At 51.7% G+C, this 25,053-nt stretch carries 22 protein-coding genes; 4 read left to right on the forward strand and 18 right to left on the reverse strand.

Annotation, left to right across the window (positions count from 1 at the left end; translation table 11 throughout):
• Positions 1 to 7 precede the first annotated feature (7 nt).
• The 15 genes from rnhB to rpsB all read right to left on the reverse strand — a co-directional run bounded on the left by rnhB (position 8) and on the right by rpsB (position 15,180).
• On the reverse strand, positions 8 to 604 hold the full coding sequence (gene rnhB, locus O6D90_RS19015; protein ID WP_016155730.1) for a ribonuclease HII: 597 nt from the start codon (positions 602 to 604) through the stop codon (positions 8 to 10).
• Positions 601 to 1,749 carry a lipid-A-disaccharide synthase gene (lpxB, locus tag O6D90_RS19020; RefSeq protein WP_016155729.1) on the reverse strand — a complete coding sequence of 383 codons (1,149 nt, stop codon included), beginning with the start codon at positions 1,747 to 1,749 and terminating at the stop codon, positions 601 to 603. The genes rnhB and lpxB overlap by 4 nt, the downstream gene beginning before the upstream one ends.
• Positions 1,749 to 2,537, reverse strand: coding sequence for an acyl-ACP--UDP-N-acetylglucosamine O-acyltransferase (gene lpxA, locus O6D90_RS19025; RefSeq protein WP_003018525.1), 789 nt, complete (start codon positions 2,535 to 2,537; stop codon positions 1,749 to 1,751). Before lpxA ends, lpxB begins: the two co-directional genes overlap by 1 nt.
• A gap of 3 nt (positions 2,538 to 2,540) precedes the next feature.
• The gene (fabZ, locus tag O6D90_RS19030; RefSeq protein WP_003018528.1) at positions 2,541 to 2,996 is read right to left on the reverse strand and encodes a 3-hydroxyacyl-ACP dehydratase FabZ; all 456 of its coding nucleotides are present in this window, start codon (positions 2,994 to 2,996) and stop codon (positions 2,541 to 2,543) included.
• A gap of 103 nt (positions 2,997 to 3,099) precedes the next feature.
• On the reverse strand, positions 3,100 to 4,125 hold the full coding sequence (lpxD, locus tag O6D90_RS19035; RefSeq protein ID WP_016155728.1) for a UDP-3-O-(3-hydroxymyristoyl)glucosamine N-acyltransferase: 1,026 nt from the start codon (positions 4,123 to 4,125) through the stop codon (positions 3,100 to 3,102).
• Positions 4,126 to 4,128: 3 nt separating this feature from the next.
• Positions 4,129 to 4,614, reverse strand: a complete 486-nt coding sequence (skp, locus tag O6D90_RS19040) for a molecular chaperone Skp (protein ID WP_016151765.1) — start codon at positions 4,612 to 4,614, stop codon at positions 4,129 to 4,131.
• A 122-nt stretch (positions 4,615 to 4,736) separates the two neighbouring features.
• Entirely contained in the window at positions 4,737 to 7,151 is a 2,415-nt protein-coding gene (gene bamA, locus O6D90_RS19045; RefSeq protein ID WP_016151764.1) for an outer membrane protein assembly factor BamA, read from the reverse strand.
• 29 nt (positions 7,152 to 7,180) lie between these two features.
• Positions 7,181 to 8,533 carry a sigma E protease regulator RseP gene (gene rseP, locus O6D90_RS19050; RefSeq protein WP_088583116.1) on the reverse strand — a complete coding sequence of 451 codons (1,353 nt, stop codon included), beginning with the start codon at positions 8,531 to 8,533 and terminating at the stop codon, positions 7,181 to 7,183.
• An 11-nt stretch (positions 8,534 to 8,544) separates the two neighbouring features.
• The gene (gene cdsA / locus O6D90_RS19055; protein ID WP_271143186.1) at positions 8,545 to 9,402 is read right to left on the reverse strand and encodes a phosphatidate cytidylyltransferase; all 858 of its coding nucleotides are present in this window, start codon (positions 9,400 to 9,402) and stop codon (positions 8,545 to 8,547) included.
• Positions 9,403 to 9,414: 12 nt separating this feature from the next.
• Entirely contained in the window at positions 9,415 to 10,173 is a 759-nt protein-coding gene (gene ispU / locus O6D90_RS19060; RefSeq protein ID WP_003018543.1) for a (2E,6E)-farnesyl-diphosphate-specific ditrans,polycis-undecaprenyl-diphosphate synthase, read from the reverse strand.
• Positions 10,174 to 10,484: 311 nt separating this feature from the next.
• Positions 10,485 to 11,681 carry a 1-deoxy-D-xylulose-5-phosphate reductoisomerase gene (gene ispC, locus O6D90_RS19065; protein ID WP_016155727.1) on the reverse strand — a complete coding sequence of 399 codons (1,197 nt, stop codon included), beginning with the start codon at positions 11,679 to 11,681 and terminating at the stop codon, positions 10,485 to 10,487.
• A gap of 219 nt (positions 11,682 to 11,900) precedes the next feature.
• Positions 11,901 to 12,458: a ribosome recycling factor gene (gene frr, locus O6D90_RS19070; protein WP_016151760.1), complete on the reverse strand. Its 558-nt coding sequence runs from the start codon at positions 12,456 to 12,458 to the stop codon at positions 11,901 to 11,903.
• 139 nt (positions 12,459 to 12,597) lie between these two features.
• A complete protein-coding gene (pyrH, locus tag O6D90_RS19075; protein ID WP_005132114.1) occupies positions 12,598 to 13,323 on the reverse strand; it encodes a UMP kinase in 726 nt (241 codons plus the stop codon).
• Positions 13,324 to 13,468: 145 nt separating this feature from the next.
• Positions 13,469 to 14,320, reverse strand: a complete 852-nt coding sequence (gene tsf, locus O6D90_RS19080) for a translation elongation factor Ts (RefSeq protein ID WP_016151759.1) — start codon at positions 14,318 to 14,320, stop codon at positions 13,469 to 13,471.
• A gap of 134 nt (positions 14,321 to 14,454) precedes the next feature.
• Entirely contained in the window at positions 14,455 to 15,180 is a 726-nt protein-coding gene (gene rpsB / locus O6D90_RS19085) for a 30S ribosomal protein S2 (RefSeq protein WP_016151758.1), read from the reverse strand.
• A 449-nt stretch (positions 15,181 to 15,629) separates the two neighbouring features.
• Here rpsB and map point away from each other — a divergent pair, with 449 nt between their 5' ends.
• The 4 genes from map (at position 15,630) to O6D90_RS19105 (ending at position 20,563) form a co-directional block, all read left to right on the forward strand.
• Positions 15,630 to 16,424, forward strand: coding sequence for a type I methionyl aminopeptidase (map, locus tag O6D90_RS19090; RefSeq protein ID WP_016155726.1), 795 nt, complete (start codon positions 15,630 to 15,632; stop codon positions 16,422 to 16,424).
• 114 nt (positions 16,425 to 16,538) lie between these two features.
• Positions 16,539 to 19,211: a bifunctional uridylyltransferase/uridylyl-removing protein GlnD gene (gene glnD / locus O6D90_RS19095; protein WP_271143187.1), complete on the forward strand. Its 2,673-nt coding sequence runs from the start codon at positions 16,539 to 16,541 to the stop codon at positions 19,209 to 19,211.
• 31 nt (positions 19,212 to 19,242) lie between these two features.
• A complete protein-coding gene (gene dapD, locus O6D90_RS19100; RefSeq protein WP_003829186.1) occupies positions 19,243 to 20,067 on the forward strand; it encodes a 2,3,4,5-tetrahydropyridine-2,6-dicarboxylate N-succinyltransferase in 825 nt (274 codons plus the stop codon).
• Between the two features lie 109 nt (positions 20,068 to 20,176).
• The gene (locus O6D90_RS19105; RefSeq protein WP_003018562.1) at positions 20,177 to 20,563 is read left to right on the forward strand and encodes a DUF3461 family protein; all 387 of its coding nucleotides are present in this window, start codon (positions 20,177 to 20,179) and stop codon (positions 20,561 to 20,563) included.
• Positions 20,564 to 20,605: 42 nt separating this feature from the next.
• Here O6D90_RS19105 and cdaR read toward each other — a convergent pair whose 3' ends face one another.
• From cdaR to dgt, 3 genes are all read right to left on the reverse strand, one after another.
• Positions 20,606 to 21,763: a DNA-binding transcriptional regulator CdaR gene (cdaR, locus tag O6D90_RS19110; RefSeq protein ID WP_016151755.1), complete on the reverse strand. Its 1,158-nt coding sequence runs from the start codon at positions 21,761 to 21,763 to the stop codon at positions 20,606 to 20,608.
• Between the two features lie 148 nt (positions 21,764 to 21,911).
• Positions 21,912 to 23,345, reverse strand: coding sequence for a serine endoprotease DegP (gene degP / locus O6D90_RS19115; protein ID WP_271143188.1), 1,434 nt, complete (start codon positions 23,343 to 23,345; stop codon positions 21,912 to 21,914).
• Positions 23,346 to 23,474: 129 nt separating this feature from the next.
• On the reverse strand, positions 23,475 to 24,992 hold the full coding sequence (dgt, locus tag O6D90_RS19120; RefSeq protein ID WP_016155724.1) for a dGTPase: 1,518 nt from the start codon (positions 24,990 to 24,992) through the stop codon (positions 23,475 to 23,477).
• Positions 24,993 to 25,053: the final 61 nt, after the last annotated feature.

A 25,053-nucleotide genomic window follows, 5' to 3' on the forward strand; every position in this document is an offset into this window, starting at 1 on the left:
ACAAGAATCAGGACGTGAGTCCCAGTGCGCGTTTGACGGGGCCAAAACTACGGCGATGGTGCTCTGTTGCGCCATGCATTGCCAACTTTTCCAGATGAAAAGCGGTTGGATAGCCTTTGTGCTGTGCAAAGCCATACTGCGGGAACACCGTATCCAGGGCCGCCATTTCAGCATCACGAGTGACTTTTGCCAGTATCGACGCCGCGCTAATCTCCGCCACACGGCTATCACCTTTTACCACCGCCAGCGATGGCACCGGTAATGCCGGGCAACGATTGCCGTCGATCAGTACGTATTCCGGCGCTATATGCAGACCCGCAACCGCACGCTGCATGGCCAGCATAGTGGCATGTAAAATATTCAACTCGTCGATTTCATGTGGTTCAGCACGCCCCAGGCTCCAGCTTAACGCTTTTTCTTTAATCTCATCGAATAGCGCCAGGCGACGTTTTTCCGACAGTTTTTTTGAGTCGTTAAGACCGATAATAGGGCGAGCCGGATCCAGAATGACGGCGGCAGTGACGACCGCGCCGACTAAAGGACCACGTCCAACTTCATCTACACCCGCCACTAAATGCGTATGCGGATATATAAATTCAATCATTGCGCTAACTCCAGGACCGCATCCGCCGCCTGCTCATCAGCGTTGCAACGGATCTGCTGATGCAGTTCACGGAATGTGTCGTGCATCGCATGGCTGGTTTTGCCATTCGCCAGCAACGGCAACAGCGCTTGCGACAGCGCCTGCGGTTCGCACTCTTCCTGCAACAGCTCTTTAACCAGTTCTCTTCCCGCCAGCAGGTTAGGTAGCGAAACGTAATCGGTCTTCACCAGACGCTTCGCCAGCCAGAAGGTGAAAGGTTTCATACGATAGCCAACCACCATCGGGCATTTTGCCAGCATACATTCCAGCGCAGCGGTGCCTGAAGCCAGCAGTGCGGCATCGCTGGCAACCATCGCTTCACGTCCCATCCCATTAAGCAGATGTACGGAAAGCTCCGGCGCAACTTCAGCTTTAATGCGCTCAAACTGCTCGCGACGTTTGCCATTCACCAACGGCACTACCACTTCGAGATCTGGATAATGCTGGCGTAACAACTGCGCCGTTTTCAGAAAATCGGCGCTGAGCATCTCCACTTCTGCGCCACGGCTTCCTGGCAATAGTGCCAGGCAGTGAGCGTCATGGGGAATACCCAGAGCATCGCGAGCCGCGTTTTTATCCGGGTCCAACGGCATGGCATCTGCCATGGTATGACCGATAAAGCGGCACGGGACGTTAAATTTGTCATAAAACGCTTTTTCGAAAGGCAGAAAGGCCAGCACCATATTGGTGGATCTGCCTATTTTGAAAACGCGTTTCTGTCGCCAGGCCCACACAGAGGGGCTGACGTAATGAATGGTTTTAATGCCCTGCTTTTTCAAATTCCCTTCGAGGGTAATATTGAAATCAGGCGCATCAATACCGACGAAAACATCCGGCTTTAAGTCGGTAAATCGGCGAGTGAGATCGGCGCGAATATGCAGTAAACGGCGCAGGCGTCCGAGCACTTCAACAATGCCCATTACCGCCAGCTCTTCCATTTCGTACCAGGCTTCACAGCCTTCGGCCTGCATCAGCGGACCCGCCACGCCAACAAAACGCGCATTGGGAACGCGAGCCTTGAGTGCACGAATTAACCCTGCACCAAGAATATCGCCGGAGGTTTCTCCGGCGACGAGGGCAATCGTTAAAGGACGCTGCTCAGTCATTAACGAATCAGACCACGCGTTGAGCGCTCAAAGAAGTCGCTGAAAGCCTGAACTTCAGGGTACTGTTTCGCCAGTTCCGCGATTTCCGGTTTCACTTCTTCCAGCGTTTTACCGCTACGGTACAACGCTTTATAGGCATTACGAATCGCGGTAATCGCTTCACGGGTGAACCCACGACGCTTCAGACCTTCGATATTGACGCCAAATGGCGTTGCGTGGTTGCCCTGGGCGATAACGTATGGAGGCACGTCCTGAGCAACGCCAGAACAGCCGCCAACCATCACATGCGCGCCGATGATGCAGAACTGATGCACCGCAGTCATGCCGCCGATGATAACAAAATCATCCAGCGATACATGCCCGGCAAGCGTGGCGTTATTCGCCAGAATACAGCGGTTGCCTACCGTACAATCATGCGCGACGTGCGCATTAATCATCAGTAAGTTATCGCTGCCCACCTTCGTCACTCCACCGCCCTGCACTGTGCCACGATGAATGGTGACGCTTTCGCGGATGCGGTTGCGATCGCCAATTTCCACGCGGGTCGGTTCGCCAGCATATTTCAGATCCTGGTTAACTTCACCGATGGAGGCAAACTGATAGATCTCGTTATCGCGACCAATTTTTGTATGGCCATTCACGACAACGTGAGACTTCAGTACGGTACCCTCACCAATTTCAACATGGGGTCCAACAATACAAAATGGGCCAATGTGAGCGTTAGCGCCAATGCTGGCGCCTTCTTCCACAATGGCAGTTGGGTGAATAAAGGCGGATTTATCAATCACGTATCAGGCCTCCCGGCTACGGGCACACATCATCGTTGCTTCGCACACAACTTTACCGTCGACCAGCGCAACCCCTTTAAAACGGGTCAGGCCGCGGCGCGTTTTCTCGAAAGTCACTTCCATGATCATCTGATCGCCTGGCACGACAGGACGCTTAAAGCGCGCTTCGTCAATACCCGCAAAATAGTACAGTTCACCTGGTTCCAGTTTCCCTACGCTTTTAAACGCGAGGATACCAGTGGCCTGCGCCATTGCTTCCAGAATCAGTACGCCAGGGAAAATAGGTTTACCCGGGAAGTGGCCCTGGAAGAAAGGCTCGTTAACAGATACATTTTTCACTGCGCGCAGAAAGCGACCTTCTTCAAAATCCAGCACGCGGTCAACCAGCAGAAACGGAAAACGGTGCGGCAGAAGTTCTAAAATCTCTTCAATATGCAGAGTATGAGTGTTAGTAGTCAAAATACTCTTCCTGTCAAAATATACTAAAAGGCAATAATAACACGGCCTGTCGCAATCGTATGAATGGGACAGGCCGAAAAGTCAGACATGCAAAAACGGTGCTTTAGTCTTGTTGATTAACCTTGCGCTCAATCGCTTTGAGACGCTTGCTCATATCATCAATATTCATCACCAGTGCAGCTGTTTTACGCCATACCTTATTGGGCTGTAGCGGAATGCCTGAGGAATAGACGCCAGGTTCGGTGATAGGACGCATCACCATACCCATGCCAGTAACCGTGACTTTATCGCATATTTCCATATGCCCATTGATCACGCTGGCGCCGCCAATCATGCAGTAACGGCCAATCTTCAGGCTACCCGCCATAATGACGCCACCGGCTACCGCCGTATTGTCGCCAATCACAACGTTATGCGCAATCTGGCACTGGTTATCAATGATAACACCATTACCGATCACAGTATCGTCCAGCGCACCACGGTCAATGGTGGTACAAGCGCCGATCTCGACGCGATCGCCGATAATCACGCGACCAAGCTGCGGGATCTTCACCCAGTTACCGCGATCGTTCGCGTAACCAAATCCATCAGATCCGACGACAGTGTTGGACTGGATCAGGCAATTCTCACCGATCTGAATGTCGTGGTAAATCGTCACATTCGCCCACAAGCGTGAACCTGCGCCGATTTTAGTATTTTTTCCGACGAAGCAGCCTGCGCCGATAACGACGTTATCGCCCAGTTCTACGCCAGACTCAATGACCGCATTTGCGCCCACAGAAACATTATTACCCAGCTTCGCCGTCGCATCGATCACTGCACTCGGTGCAATGTTTTGTGCGGGCTGCGGCGTGGTATCTAAGATTTGCGCCATACGTGCATAGGTCAGGTAGGGATTCTTCACTACCAGCGCAGCACTCTTAGCAAAAGGAAGATCGTCCTGCGTCATCACAACGGCAGAGGCCTGGCATACGCCTAAGTGTTCACGGTACTTAGGATTCACCATGAACGTGATATTGCCAGTTTGCGCAGATTGCATGGACGCTACGCCGGTGATGACGATATCGCCATCACCGTGTAATTCTGCATCCAACTGCTCTGCTAAATCAGCCAGTCGAATTGAAGGCATTACTTATTTAACCTGTTTCAGTACGTCAGCGGTGATGTCTTTTACATCGCTGCTGTTGTATGCAACGGTGTTTGCGTCAACAACCAGATCGATGCTCTGACTGTTAGCAACAGATTTCACAGCTGTCTGGATACGAGTAACCAGTTTGCCACGTTCTTCGTTGGAACGACGCGCACGATCCTGCTCAAAAGCCTGAGCTTTCTGAGAGAAAGTCTGACGCTGAGCCATGACGTCTTTTTCCAGCTTGGTACGATCGCTACCCGCTTTCATGGATTGCAGACGCTGCATTTTAGATTGCAGATCAGATTCCATACGCTGCAGTTCGCTGGCACGGCCTTTGAACTCGTTTTCCAGCGTAGCAGAAACGCCCGTCTTCTGTGCAACCTGTTGGAACAAGCTACCCATGTTGACGATTGCAATTTTGTCAGCAGCCTGTGCGGACGTTGCCATCGCTAAACCGAGACCTGCAGCTAATAACCACTTTTTCACAATTAACTCCTTACCATCCCATTTGCACCCGAAGGTACAGTTCTTTGCGTGGCCAGGCGATCCCATGCAAGATCGCCTAAAGTCATCGCTACACTACCACTACATTCCTTTGCGAAGAACAATTACCAGGTTTTACCAATGTTAAACTGGAACTGTTCCGCTTTGTCTCCATCGTACTTCTTGAACGGCTGGGCGTAGGAGAAAACCAACGGCCCCAATGGGGACATCCATTGTAAAGCGATACCCGCTGACATACGGATATTGTTCGGATCGCTGTAGTCCGGATAACCAGAGTACTTAGCTGAATCCCAGTTCGTATCCCAAACGGTACCCATATCCCAGAAGAACGAGGTACGGACCGAGTTGGCATACTTGTCGCTGATAAACGGCGTCGGGGTAATAAATTCCAGGCTGGCGACAGCCATGGCGTTACCGCCCACCGCATCATCCGATTTACACGGTGAAGTATTGGTGGCGTCACATTCGTTATCGTAATCGCTATCGTTGTTATAACGATTAGCCGGTAAATAGACAGCCTTTGGACCGATGGTGTTGGACTGGAAACCACGCACGGTGCTGGAACCACCCGCATAGAAGTTCTCGTAGAACGGCATCTCTTTGCTGCCAATGCCGTCACCATAGCCCCACTTCGTGCGACCCAGAACAACCCATTTGTGATCGTCATCGATCGGCACATAGGTCGCGGTATCCAACGTCGCTTTGTAGTATTCGTTGTCAGAACCCGGAATGGTTACTTTACCGTTCAGGTTGACACGCGTACCTTCCGTTGGGAAGTACCCACGGTCCAGCTTGTTATATGTCCACCCATAGTTGAAGGTGAAATCGTCTGATTTAAAGCTATCAGCGTCAGGATCCTTACCCATTGAAACCAGATAACGTTGCATTGCAACCTGTGGATCCATGTTAGACAAGGAGTTATGCACATAACCCACACCCGCACGCAAGGTGTTGTATTCGTTGATCGGGAAGCCGAGCGTTGCGTCAGTACCATAACTTTTGTTGGTATAGTCGGACAGGTCTGCATCATCCGCTTTAAAGTCATTGTAGAAAACGCGACCACCAAGGCTCACCCCATCAACGGTGAAATATGGGTTGGTGACAGACAACTCAGTATAGGTCTGATAGTCGTTTTTGGTGCCGTTGATGCCGACTGAATAACCGGTACCTAACCAGTTATCTTGCTGAACGCCAGCCTGGAAGCTCACGCCGCTTTCAGTACCGTAACCAACACCGAAGTTAAAGCTACCGGTGTTACGCTCTTTAACCTTATAGACCACATCAACCTGATCCGGGCTACCCGGTACACGCTGAGTATCGGTATCGACAGTTTCAAAGTAACCCAGACGGTTCAGACGCTCTTTACCCTGATCGACCAGATCGCTACCCAACCAGGCACCTTCCATCTGGCGCATTTCGCGACGCAGAACGGAATCTTTAGAGGTGTCGTTACCTTCAAAACGAATCTTACGCACGTAGAAACGGTTACCTGCATCTACGTTTACGCGTAATTTAACAGTTTTGTCGGCGTCGTTGATTTCAGGTTGCGACTGTACGCGCGGATAGGCATAGCCATAGCGACCCAGAAGCTTCTTGATATCATCTTCCATTTTGGTCACTTTGGTGCCGTTATAGAGTTCGCCTGGCTCGATTTTGGTCAGGGTCTCAATTTCGGCGGAGTGCCCAGCCAGGTTACCGCTCACCTGTACCCCTGAAAGCTTGTATTGATCGCCTTCAGTGATGTTAACGGTAATGTAGATACCTTTTTTATCCGGCGTCAGGCTAACCTGGGTGGAATCGATATTGAAGCGAGCATAACCGCGATCCAGATAGTAGCTGCGCAAGGTTTCAAGATCGCCCGCCAGTTTCTGTTTCTGGTATTTACGATCGCCCACCACGTTCCACCACGGCACTTCATCACGCAGTTGGAAGTGAGAGATCAGTTCGTCGGTCGAGAAAGCATGGTTGCCGACGATATTGATCTGTTGGATCTTCGCCGAAACGCCTTCCTGGAAGACCAGCTTGAGGTCAACGCGGTTACGCGGCAACGGCGTTACCACCGCTTTCACACTGGCGCTGTACTTACCGACGCTATAGTAGAAATCTTCCAGCCCTTTTTCGATATCGGCTAGCGTGGTGCGATCCAGAGACTCGCCAACACGCACACCAGAAGCCTCGAGGTTTTGCTTGAGCATGTCATCTTTCACCGATTTGTTACCGGAGAAAGTGATGCTGGCAATCGTCGGGCGTTCTTTTACCTGAACCAGAAGGGTATCACCATCGCGCAGGACGCGGACATCCTCAAAGTTACCGGTGGCGAACAGAGCACGAATGGTATTACTGATGTCTTCATCATTAACCGTGTCGCCTGTGCGCACCGGCATACTGAGGAGAGCCGCACCAACGGCGACTCGCTGTAGGCCTTCGAAATGAATGTCCTTCACTACGAACCCTTCAGCACCGTATACGGTGGCGCTGCTAAACAGCAGCGACGCTATGAGCAACTTTTTCATCGCCATCGTTATTATGCGTTCTTCCTAACACTCTCTTACAACCGAGAGAAATCATTGAAAAGTGCAAGCCCCATTAACAACACCAGCAAGATAGAGCCAATGCGATAACTAAAGTCTTGAACCCGCTCGGATACCGGACCGCCCTTCAGCTTTTCAATCGCCAGGAACAGCAGATGCCCCCCGTCAAGAACGGGCAACGGAAACAGGTTGATTATCCCTAAGTTCACGCTGATAAGCGCAAGGAACATCAGGTAATAAATAACCCCGAACTCCGCTGACATCCCAGCCCCCTGGGCGATAGAAATCGGCCCACTGAGGTTGTTCAGTTTTACATCACCGGTAATCAATTTTCCCAGCATACTGACCGTCAGCTTCATCAACTGCCACGTTTTATCCGAGGCTTCGAGGATGGCGCTGAATGGCCCATACTGGCGTACAGTCTTATACTCATCAGGCAGAGGAATAACTTTAGGCACCACGCCCACAAAACCCTCTGCCTTCCCGTTAACCTGTTTTGAATCTGGGGTTAACGTTAAAGACAAGGAACTTCCTTGTCTTTCAATATCTAGCGCTAACGGCTTATCCGGATTATCGCGCACCAGCGTCACGAACGTCATCCATTGCGTCAGCGGCTGACCATTGACTTTAACGATCCTGTCGCCAGCTTGCAAACCCGCCTTACTTGCAGCGGAGTTTACCTGCACTTCTGACAGCACCGATTCAATCTGCGGACCGCGCGGGCGAATCCCTAAACTGGAAACAGGATCCTCTTTGTCTGGCTCAAATGCCCAATGGCGTAAATCCAGCGTTTTGTCCTGCCGCTGGTTGCTGCCAAACTGCGCCACGCTGAGAGTCGTATGTTCATCGCCAATTTTTGATACCAGTTGTAATCGCACGGCATCCCAATCAGGGGTTTCGATACCATCAACCGCTTTTAGTTCCGTACCCGGCTGAATTTGCGCCTGTGCGGCAATCGAGTTGGGTGTTATTTCACCAACAACCGGACGAACGCCAGGGACACCGATGATAAACACCAGCCAATACGCGAAAATAGCAAAAAGGAAGTTGGCAATCGGACCTGCGGCGATGATGGCTGCGCGTTGTCCAACCGTTTTATTGTTGAAAGCGTAATGGCGCAGCTCCGGTGCGACCGGTTCAGCGCGCTCATCCAGCATTTTGACGTAACCGCCGAGGGGAATCAGGGCGATGACGTATTCCGTACCTGATTTATCGGTACGCCGCCAAAGCGCTTTTCCAAAGCCAATGGAAAAGCGTTCGACGCGGACTCCGCAGCGCCGTGCAACCCAGAAATGACCAAATTCATGCACGGTGATAAGCACACCAAGTGCAACGATGAATGCAGCCAGATTCCAGAGAATACTCAGCATAAGACCATCCGTTAGAGCGTCCTGAATACCAGTAACAACAGGCAGGCAAAGACCGGTACCGCAGCCGTCAGGCTATCAATACGATCCAAAATACCGCCATGTCCTGGTATTAAGTGACCACTGTCCTTAATACCTGCTTCACGCTTAAACATACTCTCGGTCAGATCACCCAGCACGGAGGCCAGGGCTGCAACGATGGAGCAAATAAGCAAGGTGACAGGCGCAACCTCAAGATTCGCCCACATGCCATAACCCCATGAGATCACGACAGCAGTGGCGAGTCCGCCAATAAAACCCTGCCAGGTTTTACCAGGAGAAACCTTCGGCGCCAGCTTATGTTTGCCAAACAGCTTACCAAACATATAGGCACCCGAGTCCGCTCCCCAGACGAGGATCATGACATACAGCAGCCATAGCGCGCCACTATAATGATTCTCATCATAGTGCCATGCACGTAGCGCCAGCATTCCCCAAAAGAAAGGGACTATGGTTAACACGCCGAAAATTATGCGTAATGTTTTGGAATTACGCCAGACCGACGCAGAGCCGGGATAAAACAGCACCAGTAACAGCGCCACGACCCACCAGCCCAGCGACGCCCACAGCGATACTTCAACCAGCGGCTGATGAATATTGCGATGGTATTCCGGCAACAAAAATAGCATCAGTGCCAGCAATAGCCCGCACAAAACAGCCAGCCAGACTCGCTGCGTACGCGTGGTAAAACCGCTTAACTGTCCCCATTCCCAGGCGGCCAGCATACAGACGGCCAGCGTAACAATGGCGAACCCCACCGGCGGCAGCAAAAACAGCGCCGCGATGACAACGGGTATTAAAACAAAAGCAGAAATCAGGCGATACTTCAGCAAAAGCGACCCCCATCAGGCTTTTTCATCACCGGGCTCGGTGCCGCCGAAACGACGCTCACGATTAGCAAAGGCATGCAGCGCACCTTCAAAGTCTTGTTCATCGAAATCGGGCCAGAGAACATCCGTAAAGTAAAGTTCGGCATAGGCAATTTGCCACAACAGAAAATTACTAATTCGATGCTCTCCCCCAGTCCTTATCACTAAATCCACAGGAGCCAGTTCATGCATACAAATTTGCTGCCCCAGCATCTCTTCATCGATTTGCTCTGGACGCAGCAGACCATCCTGCACCTGTTGTGCCAGTTGTCTGACTCCCTGGACTATATCCCACCGTCCACCGTAATTCGCTGCAATATTTAGCGTCAACCCGGTATTCTGGGCAGTAATCGCTTCTGATTTGCGAATCCGTTCTTGCAAACGTGAGTTAAATCGACTGATATCCCCGATAATACGCAGACGTACGTTATGGCGGTGCAGGTTTTTCACTTCGCTATCAAGCGCCCACACAAACAGCTCCATTAACGCGCTCACTTCCTGCGCGGGTCGGTTCCAGTTCTCACTGCTAAAGGCATACAGCGTTAACGCATCAATACCGTTATTGGCAGCAAAAGAGACAGCCCGGCGGACGGACTTTGCTCCGGCCTTATGTCCAAAGGCGCGAATCTTCCCTTGCTTTTTCGCCCAGCGGCCATTGCCATCCATGATAATTGCTACATGGCGACAACCATGTGCTGGCAAATTTTCGCTTAATGGTTTAGTTGCAGACAACATAACGCGTTTTTAGTCCCTGAAAGGATTATACGGTACTCAGGAATACTGAAGCCTTTTGCGCTTCATCCTTCAGGCTGCTCCTTCGTTGGCTGTGATCTTCGCCCCAGTCACATACTCTTTGTATGCTCCAGGGGACTCATCCACTTGCCACCTTGATGCAACCTGAATGATTTTGTGCATCCACAAAAAAGCCGTGTCAAACCACGGCTTACCCGACCGAAAAAAACAAATACCCGCGATCGAGTGGCGCAGACTATATCACTGAAGCCCAACGCTAACAAATAGCGCGATTCTCCGTGGAGGGATTATCATCAGCTTGAGCGTCGCATCACTTCTTTTCTGGCGACTTCCCGCGCGATAGCATCAACCTTCAGCACGTCATCAACGCTCTGTGGTTCCTGCAAATCCATCTTATCCAGTACGGATAAATTCAGGTCAGCAATATCGGTAAATCGGATCTGCTGCGCCAGGAATGCGGCAACGGTAATTTCATTCGCTGCGTTCAAAGCGGTCGTCGCCGCCTGCCCTTGCTCAAACGCGTCCATCGCCAGTTTCAGGCATGGATAACGCTGGTAATCAGGTGCGGAAAACGTCAACGCACTGAGCTTGCAAAAGTCGACAGGCTTAACGCCGGACGTCACTCGTTCTGGCCATGCCATCGTATGAGCAATAGGTGTACGCATATCAGGTTCCCCCAACTGCGCCAGAACGCTACCATCCTGATAACGCACCATCGAATGAATAACCGACTGCGGGTGAATCAGCACTTCCATCTGGCTTGCATTGGCATTAAATAACCAACGCGCTTCAATGTATTCCAGACCTTTATTCATCATGGTGGCTGAATCGACAGAGATTTTTCGTCCCATCGACCAATTCGGATGACGACATGCCTGATCGGGGGTCATAGAAACCAGATCGCGCAATGCCGTTTCACGGAAAGGGCCACCAGACCCGGTAAGCAAAACTGATATGACGCCATTTTGCTCAAGGTCAGCGTATCCCAGATTGTGTTGGATAGGTTGCGGTAAACTCTGAAAAATCGCGTTATGTTCGCTATCTACCGGCAAAAGCTGTGCTTTGTGGCGTTGCACGTCGTCCATAAACAGACGCCCGCAGGTCACCAGTGACTCTTTATTCGCCAGCAAAATGCTTTTGCCCGCACGGATTGCCGCCAGCGTCGGTAGCAAGCCCGCCGCGCCGACAATCGCCGCCATAACCTGATCAACATCATCCAGCGCAGCCATATCACAGGCCGCCTGCTGCCCGCTCATAACCTCAGTACGACTGCCCTGCTCCAGCAGAGCTGCTTTTACCAACGCAGCGCTTTTTTCATCGTCCATTACCGCATAGCGAGGAGAAAATTCCAGACATTGCTCAACCATACGGACGACATTTTTACCCGCCACCAACGCAGCAACGCGAAATTTTTCCGGGTTATGGCGTACTACATCCAGCGTACTGCAACCAATGGAACCGGTTGATCCCAGGATGGTTAATTGCTTCATCAGACATCCAGAAGAATTTTACTCGTCATACTTCAAGTTGCATGTACGTTGGCTCTCCTCGTTCACCCCTGTCACGCACGGGTGTACGCTCCCGGGGATGCCCTGCGTCGCCGCCTTCCTGCAACTCGAATTATTTAGAGTATATAGACAGAAAAAAGCAAAACGCCGCCATCCAGCCTTCTCAGGCCTTCTAAGCGGCGTTTTTAGCGTACAGGCGAATCAGAACTGCATCAGTTCCGTTTCTTTCTCTGCCAGCGCCGCATCAACTTTCTTGATAGCTGCGTCAGTCAGTTTCTGTACGTCGTCCTGAGAACGGCGATCGTCATCTTCGCTGATCTCTTTTTCTTTCAACAACGCTTTCACTTTGTCGTTGGCATCACGGCGTACGTTACGTACGGCAACGCGCGCGCCTTCAGCTTCGCCACGCACGATCTTGGTCAGATCTTTACGACGTTCTTCAGTCAGCGGCGGCAGCGGAACGCGGATGTCGGAACCCGCAGAGCTTGGATTCAGACCGAGGTCGGAAGCCATAATTGCTTTCTCAACGGCTGGCCCCATAGAACGGTCGAACACGTTGATTTTCAGGGTACGGGAATCTTCAACCGTTACGCTTGCCAACTGGCGCAGCGGGGTCGGTGTGCCGTAATATTCCACGACAATACCATCCAGCAGGCTAGGAGAAGCACGGCCCGTGCGAATTTTGCTGATTTGGTTTTTGAACGCTTCGACGCATTTGTCCATGCGTACTTCAGCATCTTTTCTGATATCGTTGATCACGTTACGAATCCTTGAAAGCTTGTTTCAGTCAGACCATACCCACCACGCAAGATGTGACAAGTATAGTCTTGATTAATTTTGAGGGACGTATCCCGCGACATTAAAGCGGAATATTACCTGCATTTAGCCGCAACGGGAATTATTCCGTGATTAACGTGCCTTCTTTTTCACCCATAACAACACGGCGCAGCGCACCCGGTTTGTTCATGTTAAAGACACGAATCGGTAATTTGTGGTCACGAGCCAGCGTAAACGCCGCAAGATCCATCACTTTCAGCTCTTTATCCAGTACTTCAGCATAGGTCAACTGTTCGTACATAGTCGCCGTTGGATCTTTAGCCGGGTCAGCCGTAAATACGCCATCGACTTTGGTGGCTTTCAGTACCACATCCGCTTCAATTTCAATACCACGCAGGCAAGCAGCAGAGTCGGTAGTGAAGAACGGATTGCCAGTACCCGCAGACAAAATAACAACGCGGTTGTTACGCAGCAGGCTGATTGCTTCCGCCCAACTGTAGTTATCACATACGCCATTCAGAGGAATTGCGGACATCAAGCGAGCGTTCACATAGGCGCGGTGAAGCGCATCGCGCATCGCCAGACCGTTCATGACGGTGGCTAACATGCCCATGTGGTCGCCCACAACGCGGTTCATCCCTGCTTTCGCCAGACCAGCGCCACGGAACAGGTTACCACCACCAATCACTACGCCAACCTGGATACCCAGCTCAACCAGCTCTTTGATTTCCTGAGCCATACGGTCAAGGATGCTTGCATCAATACCGAAGCCTTCTGAACCTTGCAGAGCTTCGCCACTTAACTTAAGCAGAATACGTTTGTAGACGGGTTTTGCATTGGTAGCCATGTTTCTTTCCTGAGACTGTCAACGAATGAGATGAATTAATTCCGGCGACATTGTATGTCGCTTTTCAGCATGACCACTATAGCGGTTCGCTGAATTTACAAGCCAGACACAAAAAGAAGCCGCCCTCAGGCGGCTCCTTTAAAAATTAAGACTGCTTGGACATCGCAGCAACTTCTGCTGCAAAGTCAGTCTCAACTTTCTCGATACCTTCACCCACTTCAAAGCGGATGAAGCCTGTTACATCAGCGTTGTGCTCTTTCAGCAGCTGACCAACAGATTTGCTCGGATCCATAACGAAAGGCTGACCAGTCAGAGAAACTTCGCCGGTGAATTTCTTCATGCGGCCTTCAACCATTTTCTCTGCGATTTCTTTCGGCTTGCCAGACTGCATCGCGATGTCCAGCTGAACCTGGTATTCTTTCTCTACCACTTCAGCAGAAACGTCTTCCGGCTTAACGAATTCTGGTTTGCTTGCAGCAACGTGCATTGCCAGCTGTTTAACCAGCTCTTCGTCAGCGCCAGTTGCAGCAACCAGAACACCGATACGAGCACCGTGCTGGTAGTTACCCAGAACTTCGCCTTCCAGGGAAGCAACGCGACGGATGTTGATGTTCTCACCGATTTTAGCAACCAGAGCAACACGCTCTTCTTCGAACTGCGCTTTCAGAACTTCAACGTCAGTGATTTTGCCAGCAACGGCAGCGTCCAGTACTTTGTCAGCAAATGCCTGGAAACCAGCATCTTTAGCAACGAAGTCAGTCTGGCAGTTAACTTCCAGAATGAAAGCGATGTTGCCGTCGATTTTGGTTTTGATTACGCCGTCAGCAGCAACGTTGCCTGCTTTTTTCGCCGCTTTGATTGCGCCGGACTTACGCATGTTTTCGATTGCCAGCTCGATGTCGCCATTAGCTTCAGTCAGTGCTTTTTTGCAATCCATCATGCCTGCGCCAGTACGCTCACGCAGCTCTTTTACCAGGGATGCGGTAATTTCAGCCATTCTAAAATCCTCGGAAGATTTGATCTGCCCGGCATGAAACCGCACAGATTTAAAAGTGAAAAAGGGGCCTAAAGGGCCCCTAACCAAACGTGATACTACCTGGTTTATAAGGGGGCTCGAACGAGCGTGCCTTATTATTCAGCTTCTACGAAGCTTTCTTCCGCCTGGGAAGCCAGATCCTGAGAACGGCCTTCACGAACGGTAGTAGCTACAGCGCCCAGGTACAGGGTCACAGCACGGATTGCGTCGTCGTTACCCGGGATAACGAAGTCAACACCGTCCGGATCAGAGTTGGTATCAACGATAGCAAATACTGGGATACCCAGGTTGTTTGCTTCTTTGATAGCAATGTGCTCGTGGTCAGCATCGATTACGAACAGAGCGTCCGGCAGACCGCCCATGTCTTTGATACCGCCCAGGCTGTTTTCCAGTTTCTCAAGCTCACGAGTACGCATCAGCGCTTCTTTCTTGGTCAGCTTTTCGAAAGTACCGTCCTGAGACTGAGTTTCCAGATCTTTCAGACGCTTGATGGACTGACGAACGGTTTTCCAGTTAGTCAGCATGCCGCCCAACCAGCGATGGTTCACGAAGAACTGGTCGCAGTTGTTAGCAGCTTCTTTCACCGCTTCGCTTGCAGCGCGTTTAGTACCAACGAAAAGGATTTTACCTTTACGAGCAGAGATCTTGTTCAGTTCAGCCAGAGCTTCGTTGAACATCGGTACAGTTTTCTCAAGGTTGATGATGTGAACTTTGTTACGCGCACCGAAGATGAACGGCTTCATTTTCGGGTTCCAGTAACGGGTCTGGTGACCGAAGTGAACACCAGCCTTGAGCATGTCGCGCATGGAAACAGTTGCCATGATTAAAACCTCTATATATAAAAGTTGGGGTTAAGCCTCCACGCATCCCATATTACCGACCCCAAAGGGCACCCCGGAATATGTGCCGATACGTGTGTGTTGTTACACAAAGTGAGATTTGTCGCTCCCGTCCATCGTGTGTAGTCTTCAAATGGATCGGAAGTCCGGCGCGCTTTATACCACAAATACGCTACCGACACCAATAATTGTTGGCGGTGCGTGCTGAATGAACGATGAATTTCGTGTTACAGGGAGGCAGCCAATTTTTGCATCTCCGGGAGCCTACATGCTGTAAGCGGCTGGAGTGAGCAAATACAGCCAACACACCTGTGGCACGAAAGGCGAAGTTCAGAATGATTCTCAATTTGGCAGCATGTATGCCGGACTGATACCATTGGCACCACTTAAACAATTATTGCCGATATCATCGGCACTGATGGACAGAATTCATGGCTATCTCAATCAAGACCCCTGAAGAAATCGAAAAAATGCGCATCGCTGGCCGTCTGGCCGCCGATGTACTGGAAATGATCGAACCGTTTGTTAAGCCAGGCGTCAGCACCGGCGAACTGGATCGCATCTGTAATGACTACATCGTGAATGAGCAGCAGGCCATTTCCGCCTGCCTGGGCTATCACGGTTATCCGAAGTCCGTGTGCATCTCTATTAATGAAGTGGTGTGCCATGGGATCCCGGACGACGCCAAGCTCCTGAAAGACGGCGATATCGTCAACATCGACGTAACCGTGATTAAAGACGAGTTCCACGGTGATACCTCGAAAATGTTCATCGTCGGCAAACCAACCATTCTGGGCGAGCGTTTGTGCCGCGTCACGCAGGAAAGCCTGTATCTGGCGCTGCGGATGGTAAAACCAGGTATTCGCCTGCGCACGCTGGGCGCTGCGATTCAGAAATACGCGGAAGGCGAAGGCTTCTCTGTGGTCCGTGAATATTGCGGTCACGGCATCGGTCGCGGCTTCCATGAAGAGCCGCAGGTTCTGCACTACGATGCAGACGACGGCGGTGTGGTACTGCAGCCGGGCATGACCTTCACCGTAGAACCCATGCTGAATGCCGGTGATTACCGCATCCGCACCATGAAAGACGGGTGGACGGTGAAAACCAAAGATCGGAGCTTGTCTGCTCAGTACGAGCATACTATTGTGGTGACGGAAAAAGGCTGTGAAATTCTGACATTACGCAAGGATGACACCATCCCGGCGATCATCACACACGACGAATAATGTTTTGCCTGATGGCGATGCACCCGCATCTTATCAGGCCTACAAATTGTACTACTTCGTAGGCCGGGTAAGGCGTTCACGCCGTCATCCGGCTTTTTTAATGGGTGGCGCATAATGAATACTCTTCCTGAACAACACGCAAATACTGCCCTCCCCACCCTGCCAGGCCAACCGCAGAACCCCGGAACCTGGCCGCAGCACGATCTCAACTGCCCCGGCATTAAAGCGCATATCGACACTTTCCAGCACTGGTTAGGTGACGCGTTTGACAGCGGGATTTCCGCAGAACAGCTGATTGAAGCCCGCACCGAGTTTATTGACCAGTTACTGCAACGTCTGTGGATTGAAGCCGGTTTCGGTCAAATTGCCGACCTGGCGCTGGTTGCCGTTGGCGGTTACGGGCGCGGCGAACTGCATCCGCTTTCCGATATTGACCTGCTGATCCTGAGTCGTAAAAAGCTACCAGACGCGCAGGCCGAAAAAGTTGGCGAACTGTTAACGCTGCTATGGGACGTGAGGCTCGAGGTTGGGCACAGCGTGCGCACGCTGGAAGAGTGTCTGCTGGAAGGATTGTCAGATTTAACCGTCGCCACCAACCTGATTGAAACACGCCTGCTGATTGGTGATGTGGCGCTGTTTCTTGAGCTACAAAAGCATATTTTTAGCGAAGGTTTCTGGCCATCCGATAAGTTTTACGCAGCCAAAGTTGAAGAGCAGAATCAGCGCCACCAGCGCTATCACGGCACCAGCTACAACCTGGAGCCGGATATCAAAAGTAGCCCCGGCGGCCTGCGCGATATTCATACCCTGCAATGGGTGGCCCGCCGCCATTTTGGCGCCACCTCACTGGATGAAATGGTCGGTTTCGGCTTTTTGACGCAGGCAGAACGTGCCGAGCTGAATGAATGTTTGCATATCCTGTGGCGCATTCGCTTTGCCCTGCATCTGGTCGTTAGTCGTTACGACAACCGTCTGCTGTTTGATCGTCAGCTCAGCGTGGCGCAACGCCTGAACTACGGCGGTGAAGGCAATGAGCCTATCGAGCGGATGATGAAAGACTATTTCCGCGTCACACGACGGGTCAGCGAACTGAACCACATGCTATTGCAACTGTTCGACGAGGCGATCCTCGCCCTGCCCGCCGATGAAAAACCACGTCCGATTGATGACGACTTTCAACTGCGCGGCACGTTGATTGATCTGCGCGACGACGACCTGTTTATTCGCAAACCCGAAGCGATATTGCGGATGTTTTACATCATGGTGCGTAATAGCGCGATCAGCGGAATTTACTCCACTACGCTGCGCCATTTACGTCATGCCCGCCGTCATTTAACGCAGCCGCTGTGCTACATCCCGGAAGCGCGTTCGCTGTTTCTCAGTATGTTGCGCCATCCGGGCGCGGTGAGTCGCGGCCTGCTGCCTATGCATCGCCACAGCGTGTTGTGGGCCTATATGCCGCAATGGTCGCATATTGTCGGCCAAATGCAGTTTGACCTGTTTCATGCTTATACGGTGGATGAACACACTATTCGCGTAATGCTTAAGCTGGAAAGTTTTGCTAACGAAGAGACCCGTCAGCGCCATCCGCTGTGCGTGGATCTGTGGCCGCGTCTGCGACAGCCGGAGCTGATTCTGATTGCCGCGCTGTTCCACGATATCGCCAAAGGTCGCAGCGGCGATCACTCGGTTCTCGGCGCCCAGGATGTGCTCAAATTCGCCGAACTGCACGGTCTGAACTCCCGCGAAACGCAACTGATCGTGTGGCTGGTGCGCCAGCATTTGCTGATGTCGGTTACCGCTCAGCGCCGCGATATTCAGGATCCCGAAGTCATTAAGCAATTCGCCGAAGAGGTGCAAACGGAACATCGTCTGCGCTTTTTGGTGTGCCTGACCGTCGCAGATATTTGCGCCACCAACGAAACGCTGTGGAATAGCTGGAAGCAAAGCTTGCTGCGCGAGCTGTACTTCGCGACGGAGAAACAGTTACGGCGCGGGATGCAAAACACGCCGGATATGCGTGAGCGCGTACGCCATCATCAGCTTCAGGCGCTGGCGCTACTGCGCATGGACAACATTGATGAAGAAGCGCTACACCATATCTGGTCGCGCTGTCGCGCCAACTATTTCGTACGTCACAGCCCAAATCAGCTGGCCTGGCATGCACGTCATCTGCTGCAACACGATCTCAGCAAGCCGCTGATCCTGCTCAGCCCGCAGGCCACGCGAGGCGGGACGGAAATTTTCATCTGGAGCCCTGACCGCCCTTATCTGTTTGCTGCCGTCTGCGCCGAACTGGACAGGCGCAACCTTAGCGTCCACGATGCGCAGATTTTCACCACCCGCGATGGGATGGCGATGGATACGTTCATTGTGCTGGAACCAGACGGTAGCCCGCTGTCGTCAGACCGACACGAAGCGATCCGTTTTGGGCTTGAACAGGCGATCACCCAGCGTAGCTGGCAGCCGCCGCAACCGCGTCGCCAGCCGGCAAAATTACGTCACTTTACCGTCGATACCGAGGTCACTTTTCTGCCTACCCATACCGACCGAAAATCATTTCTTGAGCTTATCGCTCTCGACCAGCCAGGGCTGCTGGCGCGGGTCGGGCAGATTTTTGCCGATCTGGGAATTTCGCTGCATGGCGCCCGAATTACAACTATTGGCGAGCGAGTAGAAGATTTATTCATAATCGCCACCGCCGACCGGCGCGCCCTTAATAATGAGCTGCAGCAGGAAGTGCATCAACGGTTGACAGAGGCCCTCAATCCAAACGATAAAGGGTAATGTTTTTATTTATTATGGAAAGAGTTTAACAATGCAGCAGTTACAGAACGTTATTGAGTCCGCTTTCGAGCGCCGTGCCGACATTACTCCGGCAAATGTAGATACCGTAACCCGCGAAGCGGTGAATCAGGTTATTTCTTTACTGGATTCCGGTGCACTGCGCGTCGCAGAAAAGATTGAGGGTCAGTGGGTCACGCATCAGTGGCTGAAAAAGGCGGTCCTGCTCTCTTTCCGTATTAACGATAATCAGGTTATCGAGGGTGCGGAAAGCCGTTACTTCGATAAAGTGCCGATGAAATTCGCCAACTACGACGAAGCGCGCTTCCAGAAAGAAGGTTTCCGCGTGGTTCCGCCTGCGGCAGTGCGTCAGGGCGCGTTTATCGCCCGTAACACCGTGCTGATGCCGTCTTACGTGAACATCGGCGCTTATGTTGATGAAGGTACGATGGTTGATACCTGGGCGACCGTGGGTTCCTGTGCGCAAATCGGTAAGAACGTACACCTGTCCGGTGGCGTTGGTATCGGCGGCGTACTGGAACCGTTGCAGGCTAACCCGACCATCATCGAAGACAACTGCTTCATCGGCGCGCGCTCTGAAGTGGTTGAAGGCGTGATCGTCGAAGAAGGCTCCGTCATCTCTATGGGTGTGTATATCGGCCAGAGCACCCGTATTTACGATCGCGAAACCGGCGAAGTGCATTACGGCCGCGTTCCAGCGGGCTCCGTGGTCGTCTCCGGCAACCTGCCGTCGAAAGATGGCAAATACAGCCTGTACTGTGCGGTGATTGTGAAGAAAGTCGATGCCAAAACGCGTGGCAAAGTGGGAATCAACGAACTGTTACGCACCATCGACTAACAGCGATTTGAAAAAGCGGGCCTAGCCCGCTTTTTTTACATCTGCGAGTGGCATAAACAAGGCTTTTCGTTAATTATTCAATGGTTATAGTGAGCTTAAGGGTACCGCTATGTATGACAATCTGAAAAGTCTGGGCATTACTAATCCTGAAGAGATCGATCGTTACAGTCTGCGGCAAGAAGCCAACAACGATATCCTGAAAATCTATTTCCAGAAGGATAAAGGCGAGTTTTTTGCCAAGAGCGTGAAGTTCAAATATCCCCGTCAGCGTAAAACGGTTGTCGCCGATGGCGTCGGCCAGGGTTACAAAGAAGTGCAGGAGATCAGTCCCAACCTGCGCTACGTGATCGACGAACTGGATCAGATCTGCCAGAGAGATCGCAGCGAAGTCGATCTTAAACGCAAGATCCTCGATGATTTACGTCACCTGGAAAGCGTCGTGACCAACAAGATCAGCGAGATTGAAGCCGATCTGGAAAAACTGACGCGCAAATAAGTCGATTGTTGCCTGATAGCGCTACGCTTATCAGGCAATTAATCAATGCTGCTCATCCAGCTGCAACGCCACATACAGCAGCAGTCGATCGTCAAAATTCCCCAGATCCAGCCCGGTCAGCTCTGAAATACGGTTCAGGCGATACTCCAGCGTATTGCGGTGAATAAACAATGCTTTTGAGGTCGCCAGCGGCTGAACGTTATGTCGAAACCATGCCGATAATGTTCGACGCAGCAAACCGTTGTTATCCATCGCTTTCAGCCTTACCAGCGGGCGCGCCAGCTCATTGGCCTGCCAGCCGCCGCGCAGGCTGTCCAGCAGCACCGGCAGCATCAAGTCCTGATAGAAATAGCTCCGGCTTTCCGGCATCCGCTGCTTGCCGACCATCATGGTGGTGCGCGCCGTACGATACGAACGGGCAATGCTGCCGGGCCCGGTAAAATAGTTGCCCAGCGACACGCGAAAACGCAGTTGTCCATTCTCTTTCATGCGGGCAATCAGTTGCTCAACGCGCTTGCGATGATCTTCAGCGTCCCAGCGGCCAAACTGATTGAGCGCTGGTTTCAGCACCACCATCTCGGTCAGAGAAACAATCGCAATCAGATTATTACGTTCGGGTGTAGTCAACGCGTTCTGCAATTGCTGTAGCTCCGCCATCGCACTATCAACGCCAAGCTGACCGCTGTCGACCTCCACTACCGCCACCACGCGCGGCTGGTTCAAATCAATGCCCAATCGCTGTGCCCATTCCATCAGCGCCGGGGTATTCTCTTCAGCCTGAATCAGGTTCATCACCAGCTCTTCACGCAGACGGCTATCCTGCGCTAACAGATGCATCAGACGCGACTGTTCCAGCATCATTTCGGCGGTCATGCACACCAGTTCGCCATACTTGCGCAGATGTTCCGGCTCGCCAGTAAGACCGATAACGCCAACGATTTCGCCTTCCAGACGCAGCGGCAGGTTTATCCCCTGACGCACGCCGTGTAAATGCCGGGCTACCGCATCGTCAATATCGACCACCCGACCTTGTGAAAGCACCAGCAGCGCGCCTTCGTGCAATTCACCAATTCGTTCGCGATCGCCGCTGCCAATGATCCGCCCGCGGGCATCCATTACGTTGATATTGGTATCAATGATGCGCATGGTTCGCGCTACGATATCCTGCGCCATTTTGGTATCAAGATGCCAGCCAGCCATAAACCCCTCCTGTGAGCAGAGCTCAAGCATAGGGAAGATAATAAGCGGCGGCATTGTGCAACTGCACAAAGCGAGAGGGAGAAGTATGGAGTTGTGGGAAGTATCACAAAAAGAAACCCCTTCCTGTGCAGGAAGGGGTTTAGGGACATTACTGCATCAACAGATAGATGGAGCTGTCACCACGCTGAATGTTCAGCGCCAGTACAGCCGGTTTGCTGTCGAGGATTTTGCGCAGTTCGGCGATATTTTTCACCGGCTGCTGGTTCGCACCGATAATCACATCCCCTTTCTTCAGGCCAATCCGTGCAGCCGGAGAATTCGCTTTCACCTCGCTGACCACGACCTCTTTGTCCTGGCCTTTGTTGCTCATATCAGCCCCTTCAATGCCTTTGAAGATAGAGCTGGAATCAACCTGAGTCTGGCTGCTCTGCTGCAGTTCCAGATTCACAGTGACCGGCTTACCGTCACGCAACAGGCCAAGGTTAATTTTGCTGCCTACCGGCATCGTACCCACCTGCGCACGCAGGGCGGCGAAGCTGCTGATCGGTTTACCGTTCAGGGAGGTAATCACATCCCCGGCTTTAATACCTGCTTTCGCTGCGGAAGAGTTCGGCATCACCTGGCTGACAAATGCGCCACGCTGAGCATCAACTTTCATCGCTTTCGCCAGCTCAGAGCTCAGCTCGGTACCCATAATACCCAGCTCACCGCGTTTAACCTGACCAAACTCAACCATCTGCGACGTCAGGTTTTTCACCATGTTGCTCGGGATTGCAAAGCCGATACCGATGTTGCCGCCGTCCGGCGCAAGGATCGCGGTGTTAATACCGATCAGCTCACCATTCAGGTTAACCAGTGCGCCACCGGAGTTACCCCGGTTGATCGCGGCATCCGTCTGAATAAAGTTTTCGTAGTTTTCCGCGTTTAGGCCGCTACGGCCCAGTGCAGAAACAATACCGGAGGTCACGGTCTCACCGAGGCCAAACGGGTTACCAATTGCTACGGTGTAATCACCCACACGCAGCGCGTCGGAATCTGCCAGCTTAATCGCCGTCAGGTTTTTCGGATCCTGAATTTGGATCAGCGCGATATCGGAGCGCGGATCTTTACCCACAATCTTCGCATCAAATTTACGGCCATCGCTCAACTGAACCTTAATCACCGTGGCGTTATCTACCACGTGGTTGTTGGTCACGACATACCCTTTCGCGGCATCAATAATTACGCCGGAACCCAGCGCCATAAATTTCTGCTGCTGGCCGCCGCCGTTGTCAGCGCCCGGCGCGCCGCCCTGGCAGAACGGTGAACTCTGGAACGGTGAACCGTCCTGGCAGAATGGTGAATTATCACCGAAGAACTGCTGGAAATTACGCGGCATACGCGGCGTATTTACCGTCGTGCTCCCCTCAACGTTAATACTTACCACCGATGGCATCACTTTTTCGAGCATCGGGGCCAGGCTTGGCATCTGTTGGGCGGTCATTGCTGAAGACGACGTCTCAGCCGCTGTGGCAGACAGGGGGGACAACGCCAAACCTAAACTCAGAGCCAGTGCACTCATTGCTAATGTGGTTTTTTTCATGTGTTTCGTTCTCGATTAACAGGTAACGCAAAATTGCTGTATACGTCAGAGTCGTTTTATAGCGCTAAGTTCCAGAATTGAGTTTAAGGAAAAAGTAAAATTTTATTGGCCGTCTTTACAAATGAGTATTTATTGTTCTACGGCCATCAAGCGACGATATTCATCCCAGGCATACAGATCGGTCATCCCGCTGATATAATCCTGAATCAGCCGGCAGCGATAATAATATTCCATTACCGAAAACTCAGCGCAACCCGTTGATATTTTACTAACCGCCTCGACATAAGCAAGGCGATGGCGAGTAGACAACTTCTGAAATAATCGTGATTCGATAGGAAAACGTTTAACTCTTTCATTGTCGACCAGCTCAGTAAAATCTGACTGGGACATTTTTAATAAAGGCTGATAGATCTCCAGCAACCCGCTGATCACCCGATACCCCTGCAATTCCAACTGCTCAACGTCCGGATGACTAAATACGTGTTTTACCGCCACATTTTTATAGACCCCCAGCAACTGACTAAAGCTACTGGCATCTTCTAACAGCGCGTGATTAAAGCTGCCGTCAAAAACCTGCGGTAAATTATCAATAAACCGCTGGGCTGCATACGGCACCAGTTTATTCAGCGTATTGACGCGTAAATACATAAAGAACTGATCTTCCGTGCTCCGGCTTAATGTATTTGAACGTGATTTCTCCCAGGCATTCTCAACAACCTGACTAAACAGGGAACCTTTTTCGTGATGCCCCCACGCCTCATGCAGATGGTGATAAAGTTGTTCGACACTAAAGATTCTTTTCTCAACGGCATCTTCCAGGTCGGCCACGCAATAAGAGATATCATCGGCAGCTTCCATTATCCAGGTTAACGGAAAGCGACTGTAGGGCGCTAATGATAATTCTTTACGTAACCGTTCAATATACGGTTCTTCAGAAAGGTAATAGCCCGGTTTCTTCATTAAATAGTCATGCGTCGTAGGCGTACTTCCGCGCCACCACGCCGGACGGGTATATTTTAAAATACCACCAACCTGAGCCCAGGTAAGATTCATACGCATCAAAGTATGCACCAGACGAATCCCTTGGGCATTACCTTCAAAATGGCACAGGTCCTGGCGCACCTTACGGCGAATATCATTCAGCGACTCTTCGCCTTCGCGCAAACGTAACGCCGCCACCAGGCAGCGGTCATCGCTGAGGGGCTGACTTTCCGCGTCGGCGGGATACAGCCGCTGGCGGAACCAGTCATTAATCGCCGCTTCACCAAAATGACCAAACGGCGGATTGCCAATGTCATGCATCAGGCACGACATTTCGACAATACTCTCAAACGGTCCCGTCAGTTCATCCAGACCATACTGCTCCAGCAGTTTTAGTTCTTTCAGTCGGCTGAGGATCTCTTTAGCGATATAGCGCCCAACTTGCTGAACTTCCATCGAGTGCGTCAGGCGCGTGCGCACCGCCGCGTTACGCTCCAGCGGAAAAACCTGGGTTTTTTGTTGCAGTCGGCGAATAGCCGGAGAATTGATAATACGTCCACGATCGCTTTCGAAAATACGCAGGATCTCATGCTCCGTCTTCACGCCCTGCGGCGAACGGTAACGACGATGCCAGTTTATTTTTTTTCGGAAATCGATCTGTACCATATCCTCTCCCGCCTGAGAAATGCGCTACCCCTTAAGCGCATGATAGACTATGCCCTCAAAT

Origin of the sequence: Citrobacter sp. 21OH12SH02A-Citro, assembly GCF_027919895.1 — a bacterium.
In the GTDB taxonomy this organism is placed as follows: domain Bacteria; phylum Pseudomonadota; class Gammaproteobacteria; order Enterobacterales; family Enterobacteriaceae; genus Citrobacter; species Citrobacter braakii.